The sequence below is a fragment of the Rhodococcus sp. P4_B6 genome, from assembly GCF_056402215.1.
On sequence record NZ_JBFUHV010000007.1, the window covers coordinates 61,893 to 81,138 of the forward strand.

The following is a 19,246-nucleotide window of genomic DNA, read 5'->3' on the forward strand; positions in this document are numbered from 1 at the left end:
ATCGAGGAGGACACATGACCAAGCCCGAGATCGAGTTCCAAGAGGGACCCGCCCCGACCGACCTGGTCGTCAAGGACGTGGTCGTCGGAGAGGGCGCCGAGGCCGTCCCCGGTGGCACCGTCGAGGTGCACTACGTCGGCGTCGAGTTCGAGTCCGGCGAGGAGTTCGACTCCTCCTGGAGCCGCGGCGAGTCCATCCAGTTCCCGCTGCGTGGCCTCATCAAGGGCTGGCAGGACGGCATCCCCGGCATGAAGGTGGGCGGACGTCGTCAGCTCACCATCCCGCCGGAGCTCGCCTACGGTCCCGCCGGCGCCGGACACCAGCTGTCCGGCAAGACGCTGGTGTTCATGATCGACCTGCTGGACGTGAAGGAATAGTCTCCACGGTCCGAAGGCCCCGCATCACCTCACGGTGAGGCGGGGCTTTCCGCTTTCCGGGTCGTGTCGGTGTGCAATTCCACGACGAGCCGTGCGCCGCCGAGCGGGCTGACCTCGAAACGTGCGCTGCCGTTGTGCAATGCGGCCTGCTGGGCGACGAGCGCGAGGCCCAGGCCCGATCCGCTCTTCGTCGCGTTGGAACCGCGGTGGAACCGTTCGAACACGGCGGTCCGCTCGGCCTCGGGCACCCCGGAACCGTTGTCGTCGACGACGACGGTGGTGATGCCGTCGGCCGCTCTCAGTGTGATCGTCACCGCGGTGGCGCCGCCGTGCCGTACCGCGTTCTTGATGGCGTTGTCCAGGGTGAGGCGCAGTCCGCCGGGCATGCCGCGGACCGTCACCGGGGCCGCGTAGACGGTCACCTGCAGGCCGGGGTTGTGACGCATCGCCTCCTCCGCGGCGAGGTCGCTGATGTCGACGAGGTCGCAATCCACGAAGTCCTTGTCGGTGGACAGCTCGCCCCGGGCGAGGCGCTCGAGGTCGGACAGCGTCGACTCCACCCGCCCCTGCGCCCGGGCGAGGTCGTGAAGGATCTCGTCCCTCTGCGGCTGAGTCAGGTCGTGGGTGGCGAGGACCTCGAGGTCGGTGCGCATAGCGGTGAGCGGCGTGCGCAGTTCGTGCGCCGACACGGCGGCGAAATCGCGGGCGGTGGCGAGTGCGGCGGTGGTCGCGGCCTGCGCCTCGGCGACGTCGCGCAGCATCGACTCGGCGGCGGACGCCAGTTCGTCGGCCTCCCGCACCCCCGAGGACGTGGGTGTCAGTTTCGGTTCGCGGCGCACGATGCGGCCGGTCAGGTCGACCAGGGGTCGCACCGCACGACCGCCGAACAGCCACCCGAGGCCGCTGGCGGCGGCGACGGCGAGGACCCCCACGAGGGCCACCTGCCGTTGCTGCTCGGACGTCACGTCCTGCGCTTCGGCGTACGGCACGGCCAGGGAGATCCGGGTGCCGAGGAGCGGCACGGTGGCGGTGTACGCCCGGTACTGCGTGTCACCGACCTCGACGGTCTGTGTGCCCGGATCGAGTTCGGGCAGCTGGGTGGGGGTGCTGACCAGCACGGTGTTGCCGTCGGCCGAACGGATCGTGATCGCGAACGCGCCCTTGTCGCCGAGCGCCCCGAGGAACAGCCCGGCGGTGGCGGCGTTGGGCACGAGGACATCCGACGCCGTCTCCAGCCGCCGGTCGAGCTGCGACAGGTTGTTCCGGTTGATCGCCAGCGACACCAGGATGCCGAGCGCGACGACGATGATCGTCGCGCCGAGCGCCGTCGCGGCGGCCACACGGGTCCGGAGGGAGAACGACCGTTTCACGACGGTTCCCGCAGCACGAACCCCACTCCGCGGACCGTGTGCAGGAGGCGCGGCTGACCACCGACCTCGAACTTGCGCCGCAGGTAGCCGACGAAGACGTCGACCACGTTGGTGTCGGCGACGAAGTCGTACCCCCACACCAGTTCGAGGAGCCGCTCGCGGCTCAGCACGATGCCGACGTTGCGGGCGAGAATCTCGAGCAGTTCGAATTCCCGCTTGGTCAGCGTCACCTCCTCGCCCGCCATGAAGACCCGGCGTGCGGACATGCGGATCTCGAGCGCACCGATCCGGATCGGCGGGGTCGCGGGCGAGTCGGTGGGCGCGGCGGTGGTCGTTCCGTGCCGGCGCAGCATCGCCCGGATCCGCGCGATCAGTTCGGCGAGGACGAACGGCTTGACCAGGTAGTCGTCGGCGCCCGACTCCAGACCGGAGATGCGGTCGTCGACGGTGTCGCGGGCGCTGAGCACACAGATCGGGATGTCGTTGCTCATCGCGCGCAGCGCGGTCACCACGCCGGTGCCGTCGATGACCGGCATGTTCATGTCGAGGACCATCGCGTCCGGGCGCTGCTCGCTGACCACCCGCAGTGCGTCGGCGCCGTCGACGGCGGTGAGGACGGTGAATCCGGACAGGCGCAGGCCGCGTTCGAGGGACGTCCGCACGTCCTCGTCGTCGTCGACCACGAGGACACTGGCTGAGTCTGTGACGGTCACCCCTGCATTGTGCCGTGGGCGCGACCACAGAGCGTGCGGATGGCAGTTGTGAGAGCGTGTCTCGTCCGTACACTCGTTGAGGATGTTTCCTTCGCTGCAGGCCTTCGAACTGACCGAAACCAACCGTGACTGGCTGATTCACCGGCCGGCCGAGATCGCGACCTACGTCGTCCTGGCGCTCGTACTGCGATTCGCGTTGCACCGGATGATCGACCGGATGACGCGTCCCCGGGAGCCCTCGGACAAACCGGCCATGCTCCGTCCCCTGCGGGAACGCGCCCCGCGCGGTGTCAAGGAAGCCATGGTCAACGAGCGTCGCGCGCAACGCGCCCGGACCATCGGGTCGGTGCTCAAATCGACGGTGTCGATCGTGGTGCTCATCTGGGTGGTGCTCCAGGTGCTCGCCGTCCTCGGCGTCAACGTCGCGCCGTTCATCGCGTCCGCCGGTGTGATCGGTGTCGCACTCGGTTTCGGTGCGCAGAACCTCGTCCGGGACTTCCTGTCGGGCATCTTCATGCTGCTCGAGGATCAGTACGGGGTCGGCGACGTCGTCGACCTCGGCGAGGCCGTGGGAACGGTCGAGACGGTGGGTCTGCGGGTCACCACGATCCGCGACGTCAACGGCACCCTCTGGTACTGCCGCAACGGTGAGATCGTGCGGGTCGGCAACATGAGTCAGGGGTACGCGGTCGCGGTGGTCGATCTGCCGATCGCGCACGCCGCCAACGTGCAACGGGCGTGCGAGGTGGCGCTGGAGGCCGTCACCGAGGCGGCCAAGGGCGACGCGATCGCGGCGGACGTGCTCGAACCCCCGGAACTGCTGGGCGTGAACTCGGTGACCGCGGAATCGGTCACGCTGCGGATCACCGCGCGAACCAAGCCCGGCAGGCAGTGGGCGGTGCAGCGGACGTTCGCCCGCGCGGCGTTGTCGGCGTTCACGCACTACGACATCGACGCCCCGTACCTGTCGGTGCTGTCTTCGGCTCGCTCCACCAACTGAGCGGCCCGCATTTCGTTACCGTGGCAGACATGGACACCGCACTCGTCTGGTTCCGCCGCGACCTCCGGCTCGGTGACCTGCCGACGCTCCACACGGTCGCCGAGTCGGGGGCGCGTGCGCTCGGCCTGTTCGTTCTCGACGACCGGTTGCTGACCACGTCGGGCGGCGCCCGCCGGGACTTCCTGTTCCGCAGCCTCGCCGCACTGGACGACCGGCTCGACGGCCGGCTGCTGGTGGTGAAAGGCGATCCCGTCGACGTGGTTCCGCGGGTGGCGAAGAAGGTCGCGGCCGGAGAAGTGCATGTCAGCGCCGACTACGGACCCTACGGTCGCGAGCGGGATGCCGCCGTCGCCGAGCACGTCGATCTGGTGGCCACCGGTTCGCCGTACGCCGTGGCGCCCGGCCGGGTGACCAAGGCGGACGGGGAATCGTACCGCGTGTTCACCCCGTACTTCCGGCAGTGGCTCGAGCACGGGTGGCGCGCGCCGATCGACACCGGGCCCGCGACGGTGGAGTGGATGGACCCGGACGACGTGAAGACGCGGCGGGTGACGATCCCCGAACCCGAATCCGACGGGTACGCCGCCGGTGAGGCGGCGGCTCTGGAACGGTGGGCGGAGTTCTGCGAGGACGACCTCGCCGGGTACGAGGACGCGCGGGATCGTCCCGGGCTCGACGCGACCAGCCGGATGTCGGTGTACCTGAAGTACGGCAACATTCATCCGCGGACGATGCTCCGCGATCTCGCCCGCCGCCGCAGCAAGAGTGCCGAGCAATACCGGCGGCAGCTCGCGTGGCGGGACTTCTACGCCGACATCCTCTTCCAGCGCCCCGACAGCGCACGGGGAAACTACGACCGCCGCTTCGACCACATCCGCTACGACAGCGGGCCCGACGCCGAGGAGGCGTACACGGCGTGGTGCGAGGGCCGGACGGGATTCCCGATCGTCGATGCCGGGATGCGTCAGCTGAAAGCCGAAGGCTGGATGCACAACCGGGTGCGGATGATCGTCGCGTCGTTCTTCGTCAAGGATCTGCACCTGCCGTGGTGGCGGGGCGCCCGCTTCTTCATGAACCAGCTCGTCGACGGCGATCTGGCGAACAACCAGCACGGCTGGCAGTGGACGGCGGGGTCGGGGACGGACGCGTCGCCGTACTTCCGGGTGTTCAACCCGACGACCCAGGGTGAGAAGTTCGACCCCGACGGCGAATACGTGCGGCGGTGGGTGCCCGAACTGCGCGGCATCTCCGGGAAGGCCGTCCACGCCCTGAAAGACGGCCGCCCCGAGGACTATCCGCCGCCGATCGTCGACCACGCCCACGAACGGCAGGAGGCCCTGGCCCGGTACGGCGAGATCAAGACCCCGTGAGTACTTGTTAACCGCGGGCGGTTAAGAAGTACTCACGGGCGCTTTGCGCAGGAGGGCCGCCGCGGCGAGGACGATGACGAGTCCGCCGTAGATGCGGGTGGTGTCGACGAGTCCGACCTGCCCGACGAGGTATCCGGCGACCAGCGCCGGAAGGCTGTTGGCGAGGTAGGCGATCACGTAGATGCTCGACAGCAGCCCTGCCCGCTCGTGCGGTTCGGCGAGCGGCATGACGGTGCGGATGGTGCCCTGGAAGCCCGCGCCGAACCCGATGCCCGCCACCGCGGTTCCCGCGAGAATCAAGGGTGCCGAGGATGTTTCGGCGCCGACCAGGGTGACGGCGACGCCGGCGACGAGGGCCGACGCTCCGACTGCGAGGATGCGCCGTGCCGCGACGTTGCGCAGCAGGAACACCGCGAGTGCGCCGGTCCCGGTGAGCGTCGCGACCATGACTGCGCCGATCAGCGACGTGTGCACGTCGAGCGCGTTGCGGGCGAGTGACGGTCCGAGCGACAGGTAGAAGCCGCCGAGTGCCCACACGGCGATCAGGCAGGGGCCCGTGGCGACGAGCATTCTCCGTGCGGTGGCCGGGACCGCGAGCGCCGGCCGCATCGACGCCAGCGCACCCTTCTGCCGGACCGCCGTCTCGGGTGCGGCCCAGATGCCGAGGATCTCGGCGACGAACAGCGCGAGGAGCACCAGGAACACGGTGCTGGTTGGCCGGGGAAGGTGCTCGCTGATGAGGCTCGATCCGATGGCGCCCAGCGCGAGACCGGCGGTGGGCGCGATGCTGTTGACGGTGGCGCCGCGTCCCGGTGTGCGTTCGAGGTCGAGGAGGGTGGAGCCGAGGGCGCTGATCGCGGCGCCGGTCGCGAATCCCTGCACCACCCGGGCGAGCAGCAGCAGTCCGATGCCTTCGGCGGTCGCGAACATGATCATCGAGACGGCCTCGAACGCGAGCGCCGTGATCAGCACGGGGCGCCGGCCGACGTAGTCCGACAGGGACCCCACGGTGAGCAGTGCGAGCAGCAGGCTCAGGGCGTAGATGCCGAAGACAAGCGTCGACTGCAGCGAGGAGAAGCCCCAGTTCGACTGGTACAGCTCGTACAGCGGTGTCGGGGCGGCGGACGCGCCGAGCAGGGTGGCGATCACGACCGCGACGAGCGTGAATGCGGCGCGGCGGCGCAGCGCGGGCCGAGAGGTCGGTGGTGCTTCGGGTGCAAGGGTCGGCATGGGCTACTCCCGGAGAACGTTAAAGCAAAAGGTTTGCGTTAACGAACGCTACGCCGCAGCCATTCTTAATGCAACATCTTTGCGTTAGCATGGGGTCATGAGTCCGGCTCCAGGTCCACGCCCCGGCGGGCGCAGCGCCCGCATCCAGCAGGCGGTGCACGCGTCCACCCGCAAGCTCCTCGACGAGCGCGACCGAGCAGACATCACGGTCCCGATGATCGCCGCCGACGCCGGGATCACTCCGTCGACCATCTACCGGCGTTGGGGTGACATCACCGAGGTGTTCGCGGACGTCGCGATCGAGCGACTGCGTCCCGATACACCTCCGCGCGAAACCGGCAGTGTGCGAGGCGACCTCGTCGCCTGGGCGCAGGAGTACCTCGAGGAGATGTCCTCGCCGGTGGGGCGGGCGGCGCTGCGCGACGTCGTGATGAGCGGCGAGACCAATCCGCTCCAGTGCGCGACGTTCTGCCGCACCCAGATCGAGACGATCGTCGGACGCGGGGAGCCGGTCGCCTCGGGTGTTCAGGGCGCGGTCGAGCACGTGATCGACCACGTGGTGGCGCCGATCATCTACCGCATCCTGTTCGACCTCGACCCACTAGAGCCGGACCGCGTCGAGGTGCTGGTGGATCAGGCACTCGACGCGGCCGTCCGGGTCTGAGCGGTCAGCCGCCCAACTGCTTCTTCAGCGCGTCGAGTACGGCGACGTCCTCGATGGTGGAGGGCACCGTGTACTCCTCGTGGTCGGCGATCTGCCGCATCGTCTTGCGCAGGATCTTGCCGGAGCGGGTCTTGGGCAGCGCCTGCACGACCGTCACGTCGCGGAACGTGGCGACGGCCCCGATCTGTTCACGCACCATTGCGACCAGTTCGGTGCGGAGTGTCTCGGGGTCGATGTCGACGCCGGCCTTGAGCACCACGTAGCCGCTGGGCCGCTGGCCCTTGAGTTCGTCGCGGATCCCGACCACCGCGCACTCGGCCACCGCGGAGTGTCCCGCGACCACGGCCTCCATGCTTCCGGTCGAAAGGCGATGTCCGGCAACGTTGATGACGTCGTCGCTGCGCCCGAGGACGAACACGTACCCGTCCTCGTCGATGTACCCGGAGTCGCCGGTGAGGTAGTAGCCCTCGAACGTGGCGAGATACGACTTCACGTACCGCTCCGGGTCCCGCCACAACCCGGCCAGGGTCCCCGGAGGCAGGGGCAGGCCGATCACGATGTTGCCCTCGGCCCCCGCCGGAACCACGTTCCCCTCGCCGTCGACGACCTGCACCCGGTACCCGGGAACCGGGACGGTGGGGGATCCGGCCTTCAGCGGCATCGGTTCGAGCCCGCGCAGGTTGGAACAGATCGCCCAGCCCGTCTCGGTCTGCCACCAGTGGTCGACGACGGGACGGCCCAGGACGCGGGTCGCCCACGCGTACGTGTCGGGGTCAAGGCGCTCGCCCGCCGCGAACAGCGTCTTCAGTGAGGAGATGTCGTACTTCTCGATCTCCTTCGCGTCCGGATCGGCCTTGCGCACCGCGCGGATCGCGGTCGGTGCCGTGAACAGGGCCGACACCCCGTGATCGGAGATCACCCGCCAGAACGCCCCCGCGTCCGGGGTCCCGACCGGCTTGCCCTCGTAGAGCACGGACGTGGCACCGGCGAGGAGCGGCCCGTAGACGATGTACGAGTGGCCGACCACCCAGCCGACGTCGGACGCGGTCCACCACACGTCACCCGGGCCGATGTCGTAGATGTTGCGCATCGACCACGTCAGCGCGACCGCGTGCCCGCCGTTGTCGCGGATCACGCCCTTCGGCTTCCCGGTGGTGCCGGACGTGTACAGGATGTACAGCGGGTCGGTCGCGGCCACCGGAACCGGCTCCGCGGGTGCGGCATCCACCACCAGTGCGTCCCAGTCGAACCACGCCGCGTCGCCGCCCTGGTAGTCGGCGGCCGAACCGGGGACCTGCTCGCGGTCCTTGACGATCACCGTGTGCGGAGGGGCGGCGGACAACTCCAGCGCCTTCGCCACCATCGGGAGGTATTCGACGGTGCGCCCCGGTTCGAGGCCGCCCGACGCCGTCACCAGGACCACCGGTCCGGCGTCGTCGATGCGGGTCGCGAGTTCCTTCGCGGCGAAACCCCCGAACACCACCGAGTGCACGGCGCCGATGCGGGCGCAGGCCAGCATCGCGATCGCCGCTTCGGGGATCATCGGCATGTAGACGATCACCCGGTCCCCGGCCACCACGCCCTGGTCCTTCAGGACGCCGGCAAACCGGGACACCTCGTCGAGAAGTTCTGCGTAGGTATAGGTGCGGGACGCGTCGGGGACCATCGCCGAGTCGTAGATCAACGCAGCCCGGTCCCCGTCGCCGTCGCGCACGTGCCGGTCCAGGGCGTTGAAGCAGGTGTTCAGCGAGGCGTCCGGGAACCACCGGTACATCGGGGCGGCCGAATCGTCGAGTGCCCGCGTCGGCGGCTGCTCCCACTCCACGGCACCGGCGGCGGCCAGCCAGAACTCCTCGGGACTGTCGGCGCTCCGGCGGTAGACCTCGGCGTAGCTCTGGCCATGGTTGTCGCTCGAAGGCGCAGTTCCCGGGGAACTCATCGATGCACGTCCTCTCGTCGTCCTGTGACCCGAAACACCCTATGCGACGTCGGGTGCGCCCGGTCAGACGCCGAGGGAACCGGCGATCATCGGCCAGGAGTTGTGCAGGTCGTCCTGCCAGTAGCCCCACGAGTGGGTGCCGGTGGGCCGGAAGTCGTACGTGGCCGGGATTCCCAGCGCGTTCAGCCTGTCGGCCAGCTGATGGGTGCACTCGTTGGTACCCGCCTCGATGATGCCGCCGATGATCACCTGATTGGCGAGGACGCCCACATCTCCGTTGATGTCCGGGCCGTTGAGGTTCTCGTGGATGCCGGGCAGCCCGGTGGCATTGCTGATGTACAAGTCGATGCCGCGCAGCTTCTCGGCGTTGACGACGGGGTCGTTGGCCACCCAGGCGGGGTCGTCGGGCGGTCCCCACATGTTCTCGACGTCTCCGCCTCGGAAGCTGACGACGAAGGTGACGTAGTCCCGGCCCGGTTTGGTGCTCGTCTGGGCGCACCCGCTGAACGCGCCGACGGCGCGATACAGCGAGGGGGCGGCCTCGGCCAGGCTCAGGACGGATGTGCCCGACATCGACAGACCCGCGATCGCATTCTCGCCGTTCGCTCCGAGTGCGGCGTCGACGATCGGGGGAAGTTCCTCGGTGAGAAAAGTGGTCCACTTGTTCACGCCGAGGACGGGATCGGGCTTCTCCCAGTCGGTGTAGTAGCTGTACGCCCCGCCGACGGGAGTGACGACGTTGACGTTCTTGTCGGCGAAGAAGCTGACCACGTCCGTCCGCGCCTGCCACGTCGCCGAATCCTCGCCGCCACCGGCACCGTTGAGCAGGTACAGGGTCGGCCGGGGAACGCTCGTGTCGGCGGGGCGGATGACCTCGAGGAGGATCACCTTCTCCATCGCCGCCGAGTAGACGAACATGTTCAGCTGGCGGTCGTTGATCTCCTCGATGTGGTCGAGGGCCGAACCGTCCGCCGAAGCCGGTTTGTCGGCAGGAAGGGCCCGCCACACGTCCGCAGACGCCGTCGCCATCTGACCGAACATGGCAGACGAGGCAATGACGGCGACCGCCAGGAGTGCCCGACAGTGTCCGATCGCGCTCATAGCCGCTCCTCGTGCTTGACTGCGGTGCCCGACAACCGTCCGCTGATACCCGGAAACATTCCCCCTTCACGGTAACCGGCAAACATTCCCCGGGGCGGCTGAACGGACACCGGACTTCACGTCGCCGTCCCCCTATCGTGGAAGCATGACGCTGCTCGCCGAAGACCTGCTGTTGCTGCTGCTCGACGACGCTTCGGGCAAGCCCGTCGTCGACGGGACGAGGTTGCCGCGCGTCCTCGCAGGCGCCGTTCTCCTGGAACTGGCCCTCGGCGACGTCGTCACGCCCGCCGAACCCGGTGAGGACGTGAAGAAGGGTCGCCTCGTGGTCCGGGACGGCGCGTGGCCGCAGGATCCGCTGCTCGCGCGGGCAGTCGATCTCATCGGTAGGTCGAAGCCGCTGAAACCGGAAGCAGCGATCGAGAAGCTCACCAAGAATCTGCGCGAAGAACTCGCCGGGCGCATCGTCGCCGCGGGATGGGTCCGCGAGGAGAAGAGCAAGGTGCTCGGCATCTTTTCCGCCACGCGGTGGCCCGAGGTCGACGGCAGCCACGAACGTGCGGTGCGGAACGAACTGAGCGCCGCGCTCCTCGACGGGGTCACGCCCACTCCGCGCACCGCCGCACTGGTCTCGCTCCTCTCCGCCGTCGACGCCGCCCCGAAGCTGTTCCCGGACGCCGACCGTCGCGCTGTGAAGAAGCGGGCGAAGGACATCGCCGAAGGCGACTGGGCAGGCAAGGCCGTGCGCGCATCCGTCGACGCCGTCAACGCCGCCATCATCGTCGCCGCCACCGTCCCCGTCATCGTGGCAGGGAGTGGCTAGGGGCGGGTTCCGTCGGGGTATTTTGGAGCGCAAGGGTTTTCGCTAGTGTAGAACACATGTGGCGCTCCTGAGGTTTGTGTAGGCGTCATTTCTACTGTTCAGGGTGGGTTGTTGGACGCAGTGTTCGGCGAGTTGCCGGTGAAATGAGGGACGCGCACGTGTTGGGTCTCTAGATTTCGGGGTTCCTACACCAACCTCAACCCGGAGGACCGCTACACGTGCGCGTCAGTACTGCATTTAACCGTCTGCTTCAAATCCCCGGTGCATCGGTGTCGGATGTGTCGATCACAGACGACTCCGTCGAGGTCACCGTCAGGCTCGCAGCACGCCGTGTGAAGTGCCCATGCGGCTACACGAGCGCCGCTGCCTACGACCACGCGCCGCGGCGCTGGCGCCATCTCGACTTCGGCCGCCACAAGGTGTGGTTGAAGTATCCGATCCGACGGATCGAGTGCCCGACCTGCGGCGTCCGGACCGAGGACATTTCCGTGGGCGCGCCCGACAGCACGGCATACACGCGACTTCGAGGACATGGTGCTGTGGTTGGTCACCCGCACCGATCGGACCTCGGTGTCGACCTTGATGCGCTGTGCATGGCGGACGGTCACCTCCATCGTCACGCGGGCAGTCGATGCGTTGATCGACTCGCGCAGGCTCGAGAATTTGTATCGAATCGGAGTCGACGAAATCTGCTACCGGCATCCGCACAAGTACCTCACCATCGTCGGCGATCACGACACCGGCAAGGTCGTCTACATCACCGAGGGCCGAGGCCGAGACTCGTTTTCGGAGTTCTTCGAGCAACAGTCGGCGAAGGAGCGCGACAAGGTGCAGGTGGTGTCGATGGACGGCTCTCCCGCCTTCCGTGCCGCCGCAGAGGATCATGTCCCGCGGGCTCGTCAGTGTATGGACCCCTTTCATGTCGTCGACGCGGCGCACGCACGCGACATCGCCGCCGACGCGGACGTCGAACCGGTGCGGGTTCCGAACTCTGAAACCCCGACCACGTACCGTCCCGGCACCGTGCTCGACACCTGGATGCGGGTGCTGGCCGGCGGATGCGAATGGCTGCACTGCGATGTGGCCGCCTGGAACACACGGACCTCGATCATCATCGGCCGTTCGACCATTCCGATCCCGCCGCCGGAGGTCCGACGGCGGCGGGGAACCTCACCGCCTACTGTCGAAATCATCACCGGCTCAAACATTCCGGTCACTGGCAGGTGAACGCCGACGGCGGGATCGAGTTGGTCGCGCCCACCGGTCACCGATACCGTCCGAGGTCCGCCGGAATCCTGGGCGCACGCGGGCGTGATCGCATCGTTGACCCCGCCACCCGCCGTCGCACCCGTGCGCAGAACGATGCCGCACGGATCCGGGCCGAGCGCCGCCGACGGCACGCGACCGACGAGCCCGCACCGTTCTGACCGGCGGTGATTGCGGGCTCACCGCCTGTGCGCCGAAAAGGGTTACCGTGGACTATAGGTGGTTAGCAAGAGTAAAGAACTGTCAATGCGATTGCTACGGTTCGGACTCGGTTCGCCACCTCGCAACTGACCATGCGCGCCGAAGGAAGAGCGCCAGCGACAGCCGGAGGAACAAATGTGCGGAATCGCCGGATGGATCTCGTTCGACCGCGATCTACGCGTCGAACAGTCCACCGTGGATGCCATTGCGGAGACGATGAACTGCCGGGGGCCGGACGATCGCGGTACGTGGGTCGTCGAACATGCGGCGCTCGGGCATCGACGGCTCGCGATCATCGATCTGCCGGGTGGGCATCAACCGATGAGCGCGGACACCCCCGGCGGGACCGTGGCGATGGTCTACTCCGGGGAGGTGTACAACTTCGGTGAACTGCGCGAGGAACTGTACGGGCGCGGTCACCGGTTCGCCACGAACTCCGACACCGAGGTGGTGCTCCACGGATATCTGGAGTGGGGAGAGGCCGTCGCGGAGCGGCTCAACGGCATGTACGCGTTCGCCGTGTGGGATTCGCGGACCGATACCCTGGTGATGATCCGCGACCGCATGGGCATCAAGCCGTTCTACTACTACGAGACCCCCGACGGTGTGCTGTTCGGTTCGGAACCCAAAGCGATCCTTGCCAATCCGATCGCCGAGCCGACCGTCACGATGGACGGGATCCGGGAGCTGTTCGCGTTCGTGAAGACGCCGGGCCACGCCGTGTGGGAGGGCATGCGTGAGGTGGAGCCCGGCACGGTGGTCACCGTCTCGCATGCGGGACTGCGGACGCACCGGTACTGGACCCTGCAGACCCGCCCACACACCGACGGCCGGGACACGTCCGTCGCGCACGTCCGCGAACTGCTCGACGACATCGTGCGCAGGCAACTGGTCGCGGACGTGCCGCGCTGCACGCTGCTGTCCGGTGGGCTCGACTCCTCGGCGATGACGGGCATCGCCGCCGGGCAACTCGCCGAGGTGGGGGAGAGGGTCCGCACGTTCGCCGTCGACTTCGTCGGGCAGACCGAACATTTCGTCGCAGACGAACTGCGGGGCACCCCGGACACTCCGTACGTGCACGACGTGGCCCGCAGGTCCGGGACCACGCACCAGGACATCGTCCTCGACTCCGACGACCTGGCGGATCCCGCGGTGCGCGCGAAGGTCATCCGGGCACGCGACATTCCGATGGGCCTCGGCGACATGGACGCGTCGCTGTATTTGCTGTTCAAGGCGATCCGTCAGCACTCCACCGTGGCGCTGTCCGGTGAGTCGGCCGACGAGGTGTTCGGCGGCTACAAGCAGTTCTTCGCCCCGAAGGCGCAACAGGCGAACACCTTCCCGTGGCTCGTGCAGTTCGCCGAGCACTTCGGCGACGAGAGCAACATCTTCACCCCGGACGTGACGGCGGGGCTGCGCATGGACGACTACGTGCAGGACTCGTACGACGCGGCGATATCCGGGATCGACCGGCTGGACGGCGAATCCGACTTCGAATGGCGGATGCGCAAGATCTGCTACCTGCATCTGACACGGTTCGTCCGGGTCCTCCTCGACCGCAAGGACCGCGCGAGCATGGCCGTCGGACTCGAGGTGCGGGTGCCGTTCTGCGATCACCGGCTCGTCGAGTACGTGTACAACACGCCGTGGTCGCTGAAGACGTTCGACGGCAAGGAGAAGTCGCTGCTGCGGGCCGCGACCAGGGATGTGCTGCCGCAGTCGGTGATCGACCGGGTGAAGTCGCCGTACCCGTCCACCCAGGACCCGAAGTACGCGGTGGCGTTGCAGCAGCACGGCAAAGATCTGCTCGGCGACCCCTCGCACCCGGTGTTCGGGCTGGTCAGCGCGGACTGGCTGTCGCGGGCGGTGTCCGTCGACACCCCGCAGATCACTCAGGTGTCGCGTCGCGGACTCGAGCGCACCCTCGACCTCGCACTGTGGATGGACATGTACAACCCGACGATCAAACTGTCTTAGCCGAGGCCGAGGTTCCGGTAGCGGGCGAGCCGGGCCGCGAAGCGTTCGCTCTCCGGAACCCCGGTCAGGGCGCGGAGTTCCCGGGAGATGGCCTCGCCGACCCGCTTGGAGAAGTCGACGGCCTCGTCGGCGGCGTCCGGATGCTCGGGAATGATGGCGTCGATGACGCCGTCCCGCAGCAGGTCGAGGGAACGGATGCCCTGGGCGGCGGCCATCTCGGGTGCGTGGGTGGTGTCGCGGTGCACGATGGCGCTGGCACCTTCGGGCGGCAGCGGGGCCAGCCACCCGTTCTGCGCCGCGAGCACACGGTCGGCGGGCAGGAACGCCAGCGCCCCGCCGCCCGTGCCCTGACCGAGCAGAACGGACACGGTCGGCGTCCTCAACGTCACGAGGTCGGAGATGCAGCGCGCGATCTCGGGAGCCAGTCCACGCTCCTCCGCCTCCTGCGACAACGCCGCACCGAGGGTGTCGATCACCAGGACGAGGGGGATCTGCAACTCCTCGGCCAACCGCATGCCGCGGCGTGCCTCGCGGAGGGCGGCGGGCCCCATCGTGTTCAGCGCCGACTGGCCGGCGCGGTCCTGGCCCAGCAGCACGCACGGCGCGCCGCGGAAACGGGCCAGCGACAACAGCACCGTCCCCTCGGTCTCGCCCTGACCGGTGCCGCTGAGGGGCACCTGTTCGGTGGCCGCGTGCCGCAGCAGGTGGCGGATGCCGGGCCGGTCGGCGCGCCGCGACAGCATCACCGACTGCCACGCGGGCACGTCGGGGATGTCGACGGCCGGCACCGGTTCGGTGGCGGCGGCCGGCGTCGGCGGATCGATCAGCACCCGCAACGCCCGGTGCACGAGCCGGCGCAGGCGGGTCGCGGGGACGACGCCGTCGATGACGCCGTTGCGGTACAGGTTCTCGGACGTCTGCACGCCTTCAGGGAACTTCTCGCCGTACAGCGCCTCGTAGACGCGGGGCCCGAGGAACCCGACGAGCGCACCGGGTTCGGCCACCGTGATGTGCCCGAGGGAACCCCAGGACGCGAACACGCCGCCCGTGGTCGGGTTCCGCAGATACACGAGATAGGGGAGATGCGCGGCCTTGTGGGTGGCGACGGCCGCCGCGATCTTCACCATCTGCACGAATGCGACGGTGCCCTCCTGCATGCGGGTGCCGCCCGACGTCGGGGAGGCGAGCAGGGGGAGACCCTCCCGGGTGGCGCGTTCGATGGCGGAGACGATCCGCTCGGCGGCGGCCACGCCGATCGAACCGGCCAGGAACGCGAACTCGCAGGCGATGACGGCGACCGGGCGACCGCGGACGGTGCCGACGCCGGTGATCACCGATTCGTCGACGCCCGACCTCTCGGCGGCCTTCTGCAGGTCTGCCTGGTACTTCTCGTTCGGCCGCGCGTCGACGGGCGTGGTGTCCCAGGAGACGAAGCTGCCTGCGTCCAGTACCAACTCGAGCACGTCGTGGGCGGAGATCTTGGCGGCCATGGACCTGAGAGTAACGGTCGGGCCCGGGCGGTAGATGTCTGCTACGACGGGTGACGGTCGCAAGCACGGGTGGAACAAGGCAAAAAACGCCGGTACGGCTGTCGCGGTGTCTAGAGTCAGGTGAGTTGACGCAGGCCGGGTACGAGAACGACGACACATTCCCCGAGTGGAGCAGTCATATGGACCTCAACACCATCACCGATGTCGTGCGGCGCCCACCCGACCGGCCGGGTGCGCAGTGGCGGGGCGGCGACGCGTGGCTGGCCGGGGGAACGTGGTTGTTCTCGGAGCCACAACCCGGCCTGAGCAGGCTCGTCGATCTGACGGCGCTCGGCTGGGATTCGCTGGTGCCGAGCGACGCGGGTCTCGAGATCGGGGCGACGTGCACGGTGCGTGAACTGTATGCCTTTGCGCCGCCGGGCGACTGGCTCGCCGGCTCTCTGTTCGCAACGAGTTGCGAGGCGTTCCTGGCGTCGTTCAAGGTCTGGAATTCGGCGACGGTGGGCGGCAACATCTGCATGTCGCTGCCCGCGGGCCCGATGATCACGATGGCCGTCGCACTCGAGGCGACGTACACCCTGTGGGCGGCCGACGGGTCCGAGCGCACCGTGGACGCCGCCGACTTCGTCACGGGCAACCACGAGAACATTCTCTCGCCGGGTGAGATCCTGCGGCGCATCGACATCCCGGCCGGCGCCCTGCGCAAGCGTCACGCGCACCGCCGCTTCACGCTGACACACCTGGGCCGGTCGACACTGTTCATGATCGGCACCCGGTCGCCCGATGCCGACGACCTGCTGCTCACGATCACGGCGGGCACCACGCGTCCGATCCGGTTCGCGTTCGACGCCGTGCCCGGCGCCGAGACGCTGCAGCAGAGCATCGACGCTTTGCCCGAGGACGTGTGGTTCGACGACCCCAACGGCACCCCCGACCATCGTCGTCACCTCGCGAAGCATTACGCCGAGGAGATCCGGACCGAACTCGCGGCAGGAGGTCGGCGATGACGTACACCGTCAACGGCAGGACGTTCGACGAGGAGCCGAATCCCGGACAGTGCCTGCGGACGTTCGTGCGTTCGCTCGGCCACCACGGCGTCAAGAAGGGTTGCGACGCAGGCGATTGCGGAGCGTGCACGGTGTGGCTCGACGGCGATCCGGTGCACAGTTGCATCACACCCGCGTTCCGGGCCGAGGGACGCGAGGTGACCACCATCGAGGGCCTCGGTTCACCGGACGACCTGCATCCGTTGCAGCGGCAGTTCCGGGACGCCCCCGGGTTCCAGTGCGGATTCTGCACCGCGGGGATGATCATGACCTCGGCGACGTTCACCGACGCGCAGAAAGCCGACCTGCCCCGCGCACTGAAGGGCAATCTGTGCCGCTGCACCGGCTACCGCGCGATCGAGGACGCGGTGAACGGTGTCGCCGCGATCGAGGTCGCCGAACCGGGCCGGGCCGTCGGCACCAGCGTCGGGGCGCCCGCGGCCACCGACGTCGTCACGGGCCGCGCCCGATTCACGATGGACACCGACATCGAGGGCCTGCTGCACATGAAGGTGCTGCATTCGCCGCACGCCCATGCCCGCATCGTCTCGATCGACACGGCGGCGGCGCTCGCCGTCCCCGGAGTGCACCGCGTGTACACGTGGGAGGACGTGCCCCGGAAGCTGTACACGACCGCGATCCACACCGATCACCTCGTCGACCCCGATGACACGTACATCCTCGACGACACGGTCCGCTTCGTCGGACAGCGTGTGGTCGCGGTGGTGGCGGACACGGTCGGCGCCGCGGAGGAGGGCTGCCGCAGAGTGGTCGTCGAGTACGACGTGCTGCCCGCGGTGTTCGACCCGGAGGAGGCGATGGCCGACGGCGCACCGCAACTGCACGGTTCGGATGATCCGTTCGTCCAGGACCCCGTGCGCAACATTCTGCTCGAGCTGCACGGTGAGGTGGGGGACATCGAGGCCGGGTTTGCCGAGGCCGACGTGATCCACGAGGGCACGTACTTCACGCCGCGTGTGCAGCATGCGCATCTCGAGACGCACGGGTCGATCGCCTGGATGGAGGACGGCCGCCTGCACGTGCGCACGAGTTCGCAGTCGCCGTCGATCGCGAAGGTCAAGCTGGCTCACCTGTTCGACCTGCGTCCCGACCAGCTGCGGGTGTTCTGCGAGCGGGTCGGTGGCGCGTTCGGCGGCAAGCAGGAGGTGATCACGGAGGATCTGGTTGCGCTCGCCACCCTCGACACGGGCCGGCCGGTCTCCCTCGAGTTCACCCGGGAAGAAGAGTTCACGACGGCGTCGCCGCGGCACCCGATGAAGCTGACGGTCAAGCTCGGCGCCCGATCCGACGGCACGCTCACGGCGTTCCAGGTGCGCAACGTGTCGAACACGGGCGCGTACGGCAACCACGGGGGCGAGACGTTGTTCGCCGCCGGGGCAGCGATCTCGACGTACCGGTGCCTCAACAAGAAGTTCGACGCGTACTCCGTCTACACGAACACCGTGCCCAGCGGGGCGCTGCGCGGGTACGGCATGACGCAGCCCGCGTTCGCGGTCGAGTCCGCCATCACCGAGTTGGCGGTCGCGCTCGGCATCGACGCCGTCGAGTTGCGGCGCCGCAACATCGTCCGCCCCGGCGACTCACTGGTGGCGATCGAGGACGGGCCCGACGACGTCGTGTTCGGGGAGGACGGGCTCGGGCAGTGCATCGACCTCGTGGACGCCGCATTGGGACGGACCGGGAACGGGCAGGTGCTGGGCGAGGATTGGCTCGTCGGCGTGGGCACCGCGTGTGGCCTTCACGAGACCGCGCCCCCGACCGAGCACATCTCCGAGGCGTGGGCGACGCTCGGCGAGGACGGCGTGTACGAACTCGCCGTCGGCACCGTCGAATTCGGTGAGGGGACGTCGACGGCGCACGTGCAGATCGCGGCCACCCAGCTCGGCACGACGCCGTCGCGGGTGCGTCTCGTGCAGTCCGACACCGACCGCACGGGTTTCGACACGGGGGCATTCGCCAGTGCGGGGCTCTTCGTCGCGGGTAACGCCGTGTCGCAGGCGTCGGAGGCGCTGCGCACCCGCATCCTGGCGTTCGCCGCCGCGCACACCGGGGTCGATGTCGCGTCCTGCTCGATGGACGACGACGGGGTGCTCTGCGACGGCACACGCGTGCCGTTGACCGAACTCCTCGACGCCGCCCGCCCCCGCGGCATCCGGTTCACGGAGGCGCGCAAGGCGTACGGGTCGCCGCGCAGCGTCGTCTCCAACGCCCACGGTTTCCGCATCGCCGTCCATCGGGTGACGGGCGAGATCCGCATCCTCGACAGCGTCCAGGCCACGGACGCCGGGGTCATCATCAACCCGGTGCAAGTGCGCGGCCAGATCGAGGGCGGCGTCGCCCAGGGCATCGGATTCGTGTTGACCGAGAACTTCCACGTCGACGACAACGGTGTGATGACCAACCCCAACCTGCGCAACTACCGCATCCCCACCTTCGCCGACGTCCCCCGGACCGAAGTGCTGCTGGTCGATTCTTCGGACTCCGTCGGGCCGATGCGTGCGAAGGGAATGGCGGAGTGCTGCATCAACCCGGTGGCGCCTGCACTGGCCAACGCGCTGGAAGACGCGACGGGCGTGCGCTTCCGCGAGTTGCCGCTCACCCCCGAGCGCATCTACAGCCGTATCGGCGAGAACCGATCGGTTCCGACGACCTGAGCCGTGA

General features: G+C 68.5%; 14 protein-coding genes and 1 pseudogene. 9 read left to right on the plus strand and 6 right to left on the minus strand.

Annotation, left to right across the window (positions count from 1 at the left end):
• The first annotated feature begins 14 nt into the window (after positions 1–14).
• A complete protein-coding gene (locus AC1DWT_RS05080) occupies positions 15–377 on the plus strand; it encodes an FKBP-type peptidyl-prolyl cis-trans isomerase (RefSeq protein ID WP_072944793.1) in 363 nt (120 codons plus the stop codon).
• Positions 378–406: 29 nt separating this feature from the next.
• Here the strand turns inward: AC1DWT_RS05080 and AC1DWT_RS05085 are convergent, their stop codons facing one another.
• Together AC1DWT_RS05085 and AC1DWT_RS05090 are read right to left on the minus strand one after the other, a co-directional pair.
• Positions 407–1,747, minus strand: coding sequence for a sensor histidine kinase (locus AC1DWT_RS05085; protein ID WP_095863381.1), 1,341 nt, complete (start codon positions 1,745–1,747; stop codon positions 407–409).
• A complete protein-coding gene (locus tag AC1DWT_RS05090) occupies positions 1,744–2,460 on the minus strand; it encodes a response regulator transcription factor (RefSeq protein ID WP_095863382.1) in 717 nt (238 codons plus the stop codon). Before AC1DWT_RS05090 ends, AC1DWT_RS05085 begins: the two co-directional genes overlap by 4 nt.
• Before the next feature lie 82 nt (positions 2,461–2,542).
• On the opposite strand from AC1DWT_RS05090, the gene AC1DWT_RS05095 reads away from it, so the two are divergent.
• Positions 2,543–3,460 (plus strand): mechanosensitive ion channel family protein, encoded by a 918-nt coding sequence (locus AC1DWT_RS05095; protein ID WP_072944788.1) that lies wholly within the window; start codon positions 2,543–2,545, stop codon positions 3,458–3,460.
• 29 nt (positions 3,461–3,489) lie between these two features.
• Positions 3,490–4,830 carry a cryptochrome/photolyase family protein gene (locus tag AC1DWT_RS05100; protein WP_095863383.1) on the plus strand — a complete coding sequence of 447 codons (1,341 nt, stop codon included), beginning with the start codon at positions 3,490–3,492 and terminating at the stop codon, positions 4,828–4,830.
• A gap of 21 nt (positions 4,831–4,851) precedes the next feature.
• Here the strand turns inward: AC1DWT_RS05100 and AC1DWT_RS05105 are convergent, their stop codons facing one another.
• Complete coding sequence (locus tag AC1DWT_RS05105) at positions 4,852–6,060, minus strand: MFS transporter (protein ID WP_072944784.1); 1,209 nt, start codon at positions 6,058–6,060, stop codon at positions 4,852–4,854.
• A gap of 97 nt (positions 6,061–6,157) precedes the next feature.
• Between AC1DWT_RS05105 and AC1DWT_RS05110 the strand changes: the two genes are divergently transcribed.
• Entirely contained in the window at positions 6,158–6,724 is a 567-nt protein-coding gene (locus tag AC1DWT_RS05110; RefSeq protein ID WP_072944782.1) for a TetR/AcrR family transcriptional regulator, read from the plus strand.
• Positions 6,725–6,728: 4 nt separating this feature from the next.
• Here AC1DWT_RS05110 and AC1DWT_RS05115 read toward each other — a convergent pair whose 3' ends face one another.
• Together AC1DWT_RS05115 and AC1DWT_RS05120 are read right to left on the minus strand one after the other, a co-directional pair.
• Entirely contained in the window at positions 6,729–8,663 is a 1,935-nt protein-coding gene (locus tag AC1DWT_RS05115; RefSeq protein WP_477919930.1) for a propionyl-CoA synthetase, read from the minus strand.
• Between the two features lie 63 nt (positions 8,664–8,726).
• Entirely contained in the window at positions 8,727–9,764 is a 1,038-nt protein-coding gene (locus AC1DWT_RS05120) for an alpha/beta hydrolase (RefSeq protein ID WP_072944778.1), read from the minus strand.
• Positions 9,765–9,909: 145 nt separating this feature from the next.
• On the opposite strand from AC1DWT_RS05120, the gene AC1DWT_RS05125 reads away from it, so the two are divergent.
• The 3 genes and pseudogenes from AC1DWT_RS05125 (at position 9,910) to asnB (ending at position 14,028) form a co-directional block, all read left to right on the plus strand.
• Complete coding sequence (locus AC1DWT_RS05125) at positions 9,910–10,584, plus strand: GOLPH3/VPS74 family protein (protein ID WP_477919933.1); 675 nt, start codon at positions 9,910–9,912, stop codon at positions 10,582–10,584.
• Between the two features lie 218 nt (positions 10,585–10,802).
• A pseudogene (locus AC1DWT_RS05130) lies at positions 10,803–12,011 on the plus strand (ISL3 family transposase).
• A gap of 175 nt (positions 12,012–12,186) precedes the next feature.
• A complete protein-coding gene (asnB, locus tag AC1DWT_RS05135; protein WP_477919935.1) occupies positions 12,187–14,028 on the plus strand; it encodes an asparagine synthase (glutamine-hydrolyzing) in 1,842 nt (613 codons plus the stop codon).
• Here the strand turns inward: asnB and AC1DWT_RS05140 are convergent.
• Positions 14,025–15,518, minus strand: a complete 1,494-nt coding sequence (locus AC1DWT_RS05140) for a carboxyl transferase domain-containing protein (RefSeq protein WP_477919936.1) — start codon at positions 15,516–15,518, stop codon at positions 14,025–14,027. The two genes, asnB and AC1DWT_RS05140, sit on opposite strands and share 4 nt — an antisense overlap.
• A 179-nt stretch (positions 15,519–15,697) precedes the next feature.
• Here AC1DWT_RS05140 and AC1DWT_RS05145 point away from each other — a divergent pair, with 179 nt between their 5' ends.
• Both AC1DWT_RS05145 and AC1DWT_RS05150 read left to right on the plus strand, forming a co-directional pair.
• Positions 15,698–16,525: an FAD binding domain-containing protein gene (locus AC1DWT_RS05145; protein WP_477919937.1), complete on the plus strand. Its 828-nt coding sequence runs from the start codon at positions 15,698–15,700 to the stop codon at positions 16,523–16,525.
• The gene (locus AC1DWT_RS05150; RefSeq protein ID WP_072944769.1) at positions 16,522–19,239 is read left to right on the plus strand and encodes a molybdopterin-dependent oxidoreductase; all 2,718 of its coding nucleotides are present in this window, start codon (positions 16,522–16,524) and stop codon (positions 19,237–19,239) included. Before AC1DWT_RS05145 ends, AC1DWT_RS05150 begins: the two co-directional genes overlap by 4 nt.
• The last annotated feature ends 7 nt before the right edge of the window (positions 19,240–19,246 follow it).

Excerpts from the sequence above, each read along its gene's own strand:
- AC1DWT_RS05095 (WP_072944788.1), top strand. The coding sequence starts at position 2,543 with ATGTTTCCTTCGCTGCAGGCCTTCGAACTGACCGAAACCAACCGTGAC.
- asnB (WP_477919935.1), top strand. The coding sequence starts at position 12,187 with ATGTGCGGAATCGCCGGATGGATCTCGTTCGACCGCGATCTACGCGTC.
- AC1DWT_RS05125 (WP_477919933.1), top strand. The coding sequence starts at position 9,910 with ATGACGCTGCTCGCCGAAGACCTGCTGTTGCTGCTGCTCGACGACGCT.
- AC1DWT_RS05080 (WP_072944793.1), top strand. The coding sequence starts at position 15 with ATGACCAAGCCCGAGATCGAGTTCCAAGAGGGACCCGCCCCGACCGAC.
- AC1DWT_RS05115 (WP_477919930.1), bottom strand. The coding sequence starts at position 8,663 with ATGAGTTCCCCGGGAACTGCGCCTTCGAGCGACAACCATGGCCAGAGC.
- AC1DWT_RS05150 (WP_072944769.1), top strand. The coding sequence starts at position 16,522 with ATGACGTACACCGTCAACGGCAGGACGTTCGACGAGGAGCCGAATCCC.
- AC1DWT_RS05120 (WP_072944778.1), bottom strand. The coding sequence starts at position 9,764 with ATGAGCGCGATCGGACACTGTCGGGCACTCCTGGCGGTCGCCGTCATT.
- AC1DWT_RS05100 (WP_095863383.1), top strand. The coding sequence starts at position 3,490 with ATGGACACCGCACTCGTCTGGTTCCGCCGCGACCTCCGGCTCGGTGAC.
- AC1DWT_RS05105 (WP_072944784.1), bottom strand. The coding sequence starts at position 6,060 with ATGCCGACCCTTGCACCCGAAGCACCACCGACCTCTCGGCCCGCGCTG.
- AC1DWT_RS05110 (WP_072944782.1), top strand. The coding sequence starts at position 6,158 with ATGAGTCCGGCTCCAGGTCCACGCCCCGGCGGGCGCAGCGCCCGCATC.
- AC1DWT_RS05140 (WP_477919936.1), bottom strand. The coding sequence starts at position 15,518 with ATGGCCGCCAAGATCTCCGCCCACGACGTGCTCGAGTTGGTACTGGAC.
- AC1DWT_RS05145 (WP_477919937.1), top strand. The coding sequence starts at position 15,698 with ATGGACCTCAACACCATCACCGATGTCGTGCGGCGCCCACCCGACCGG.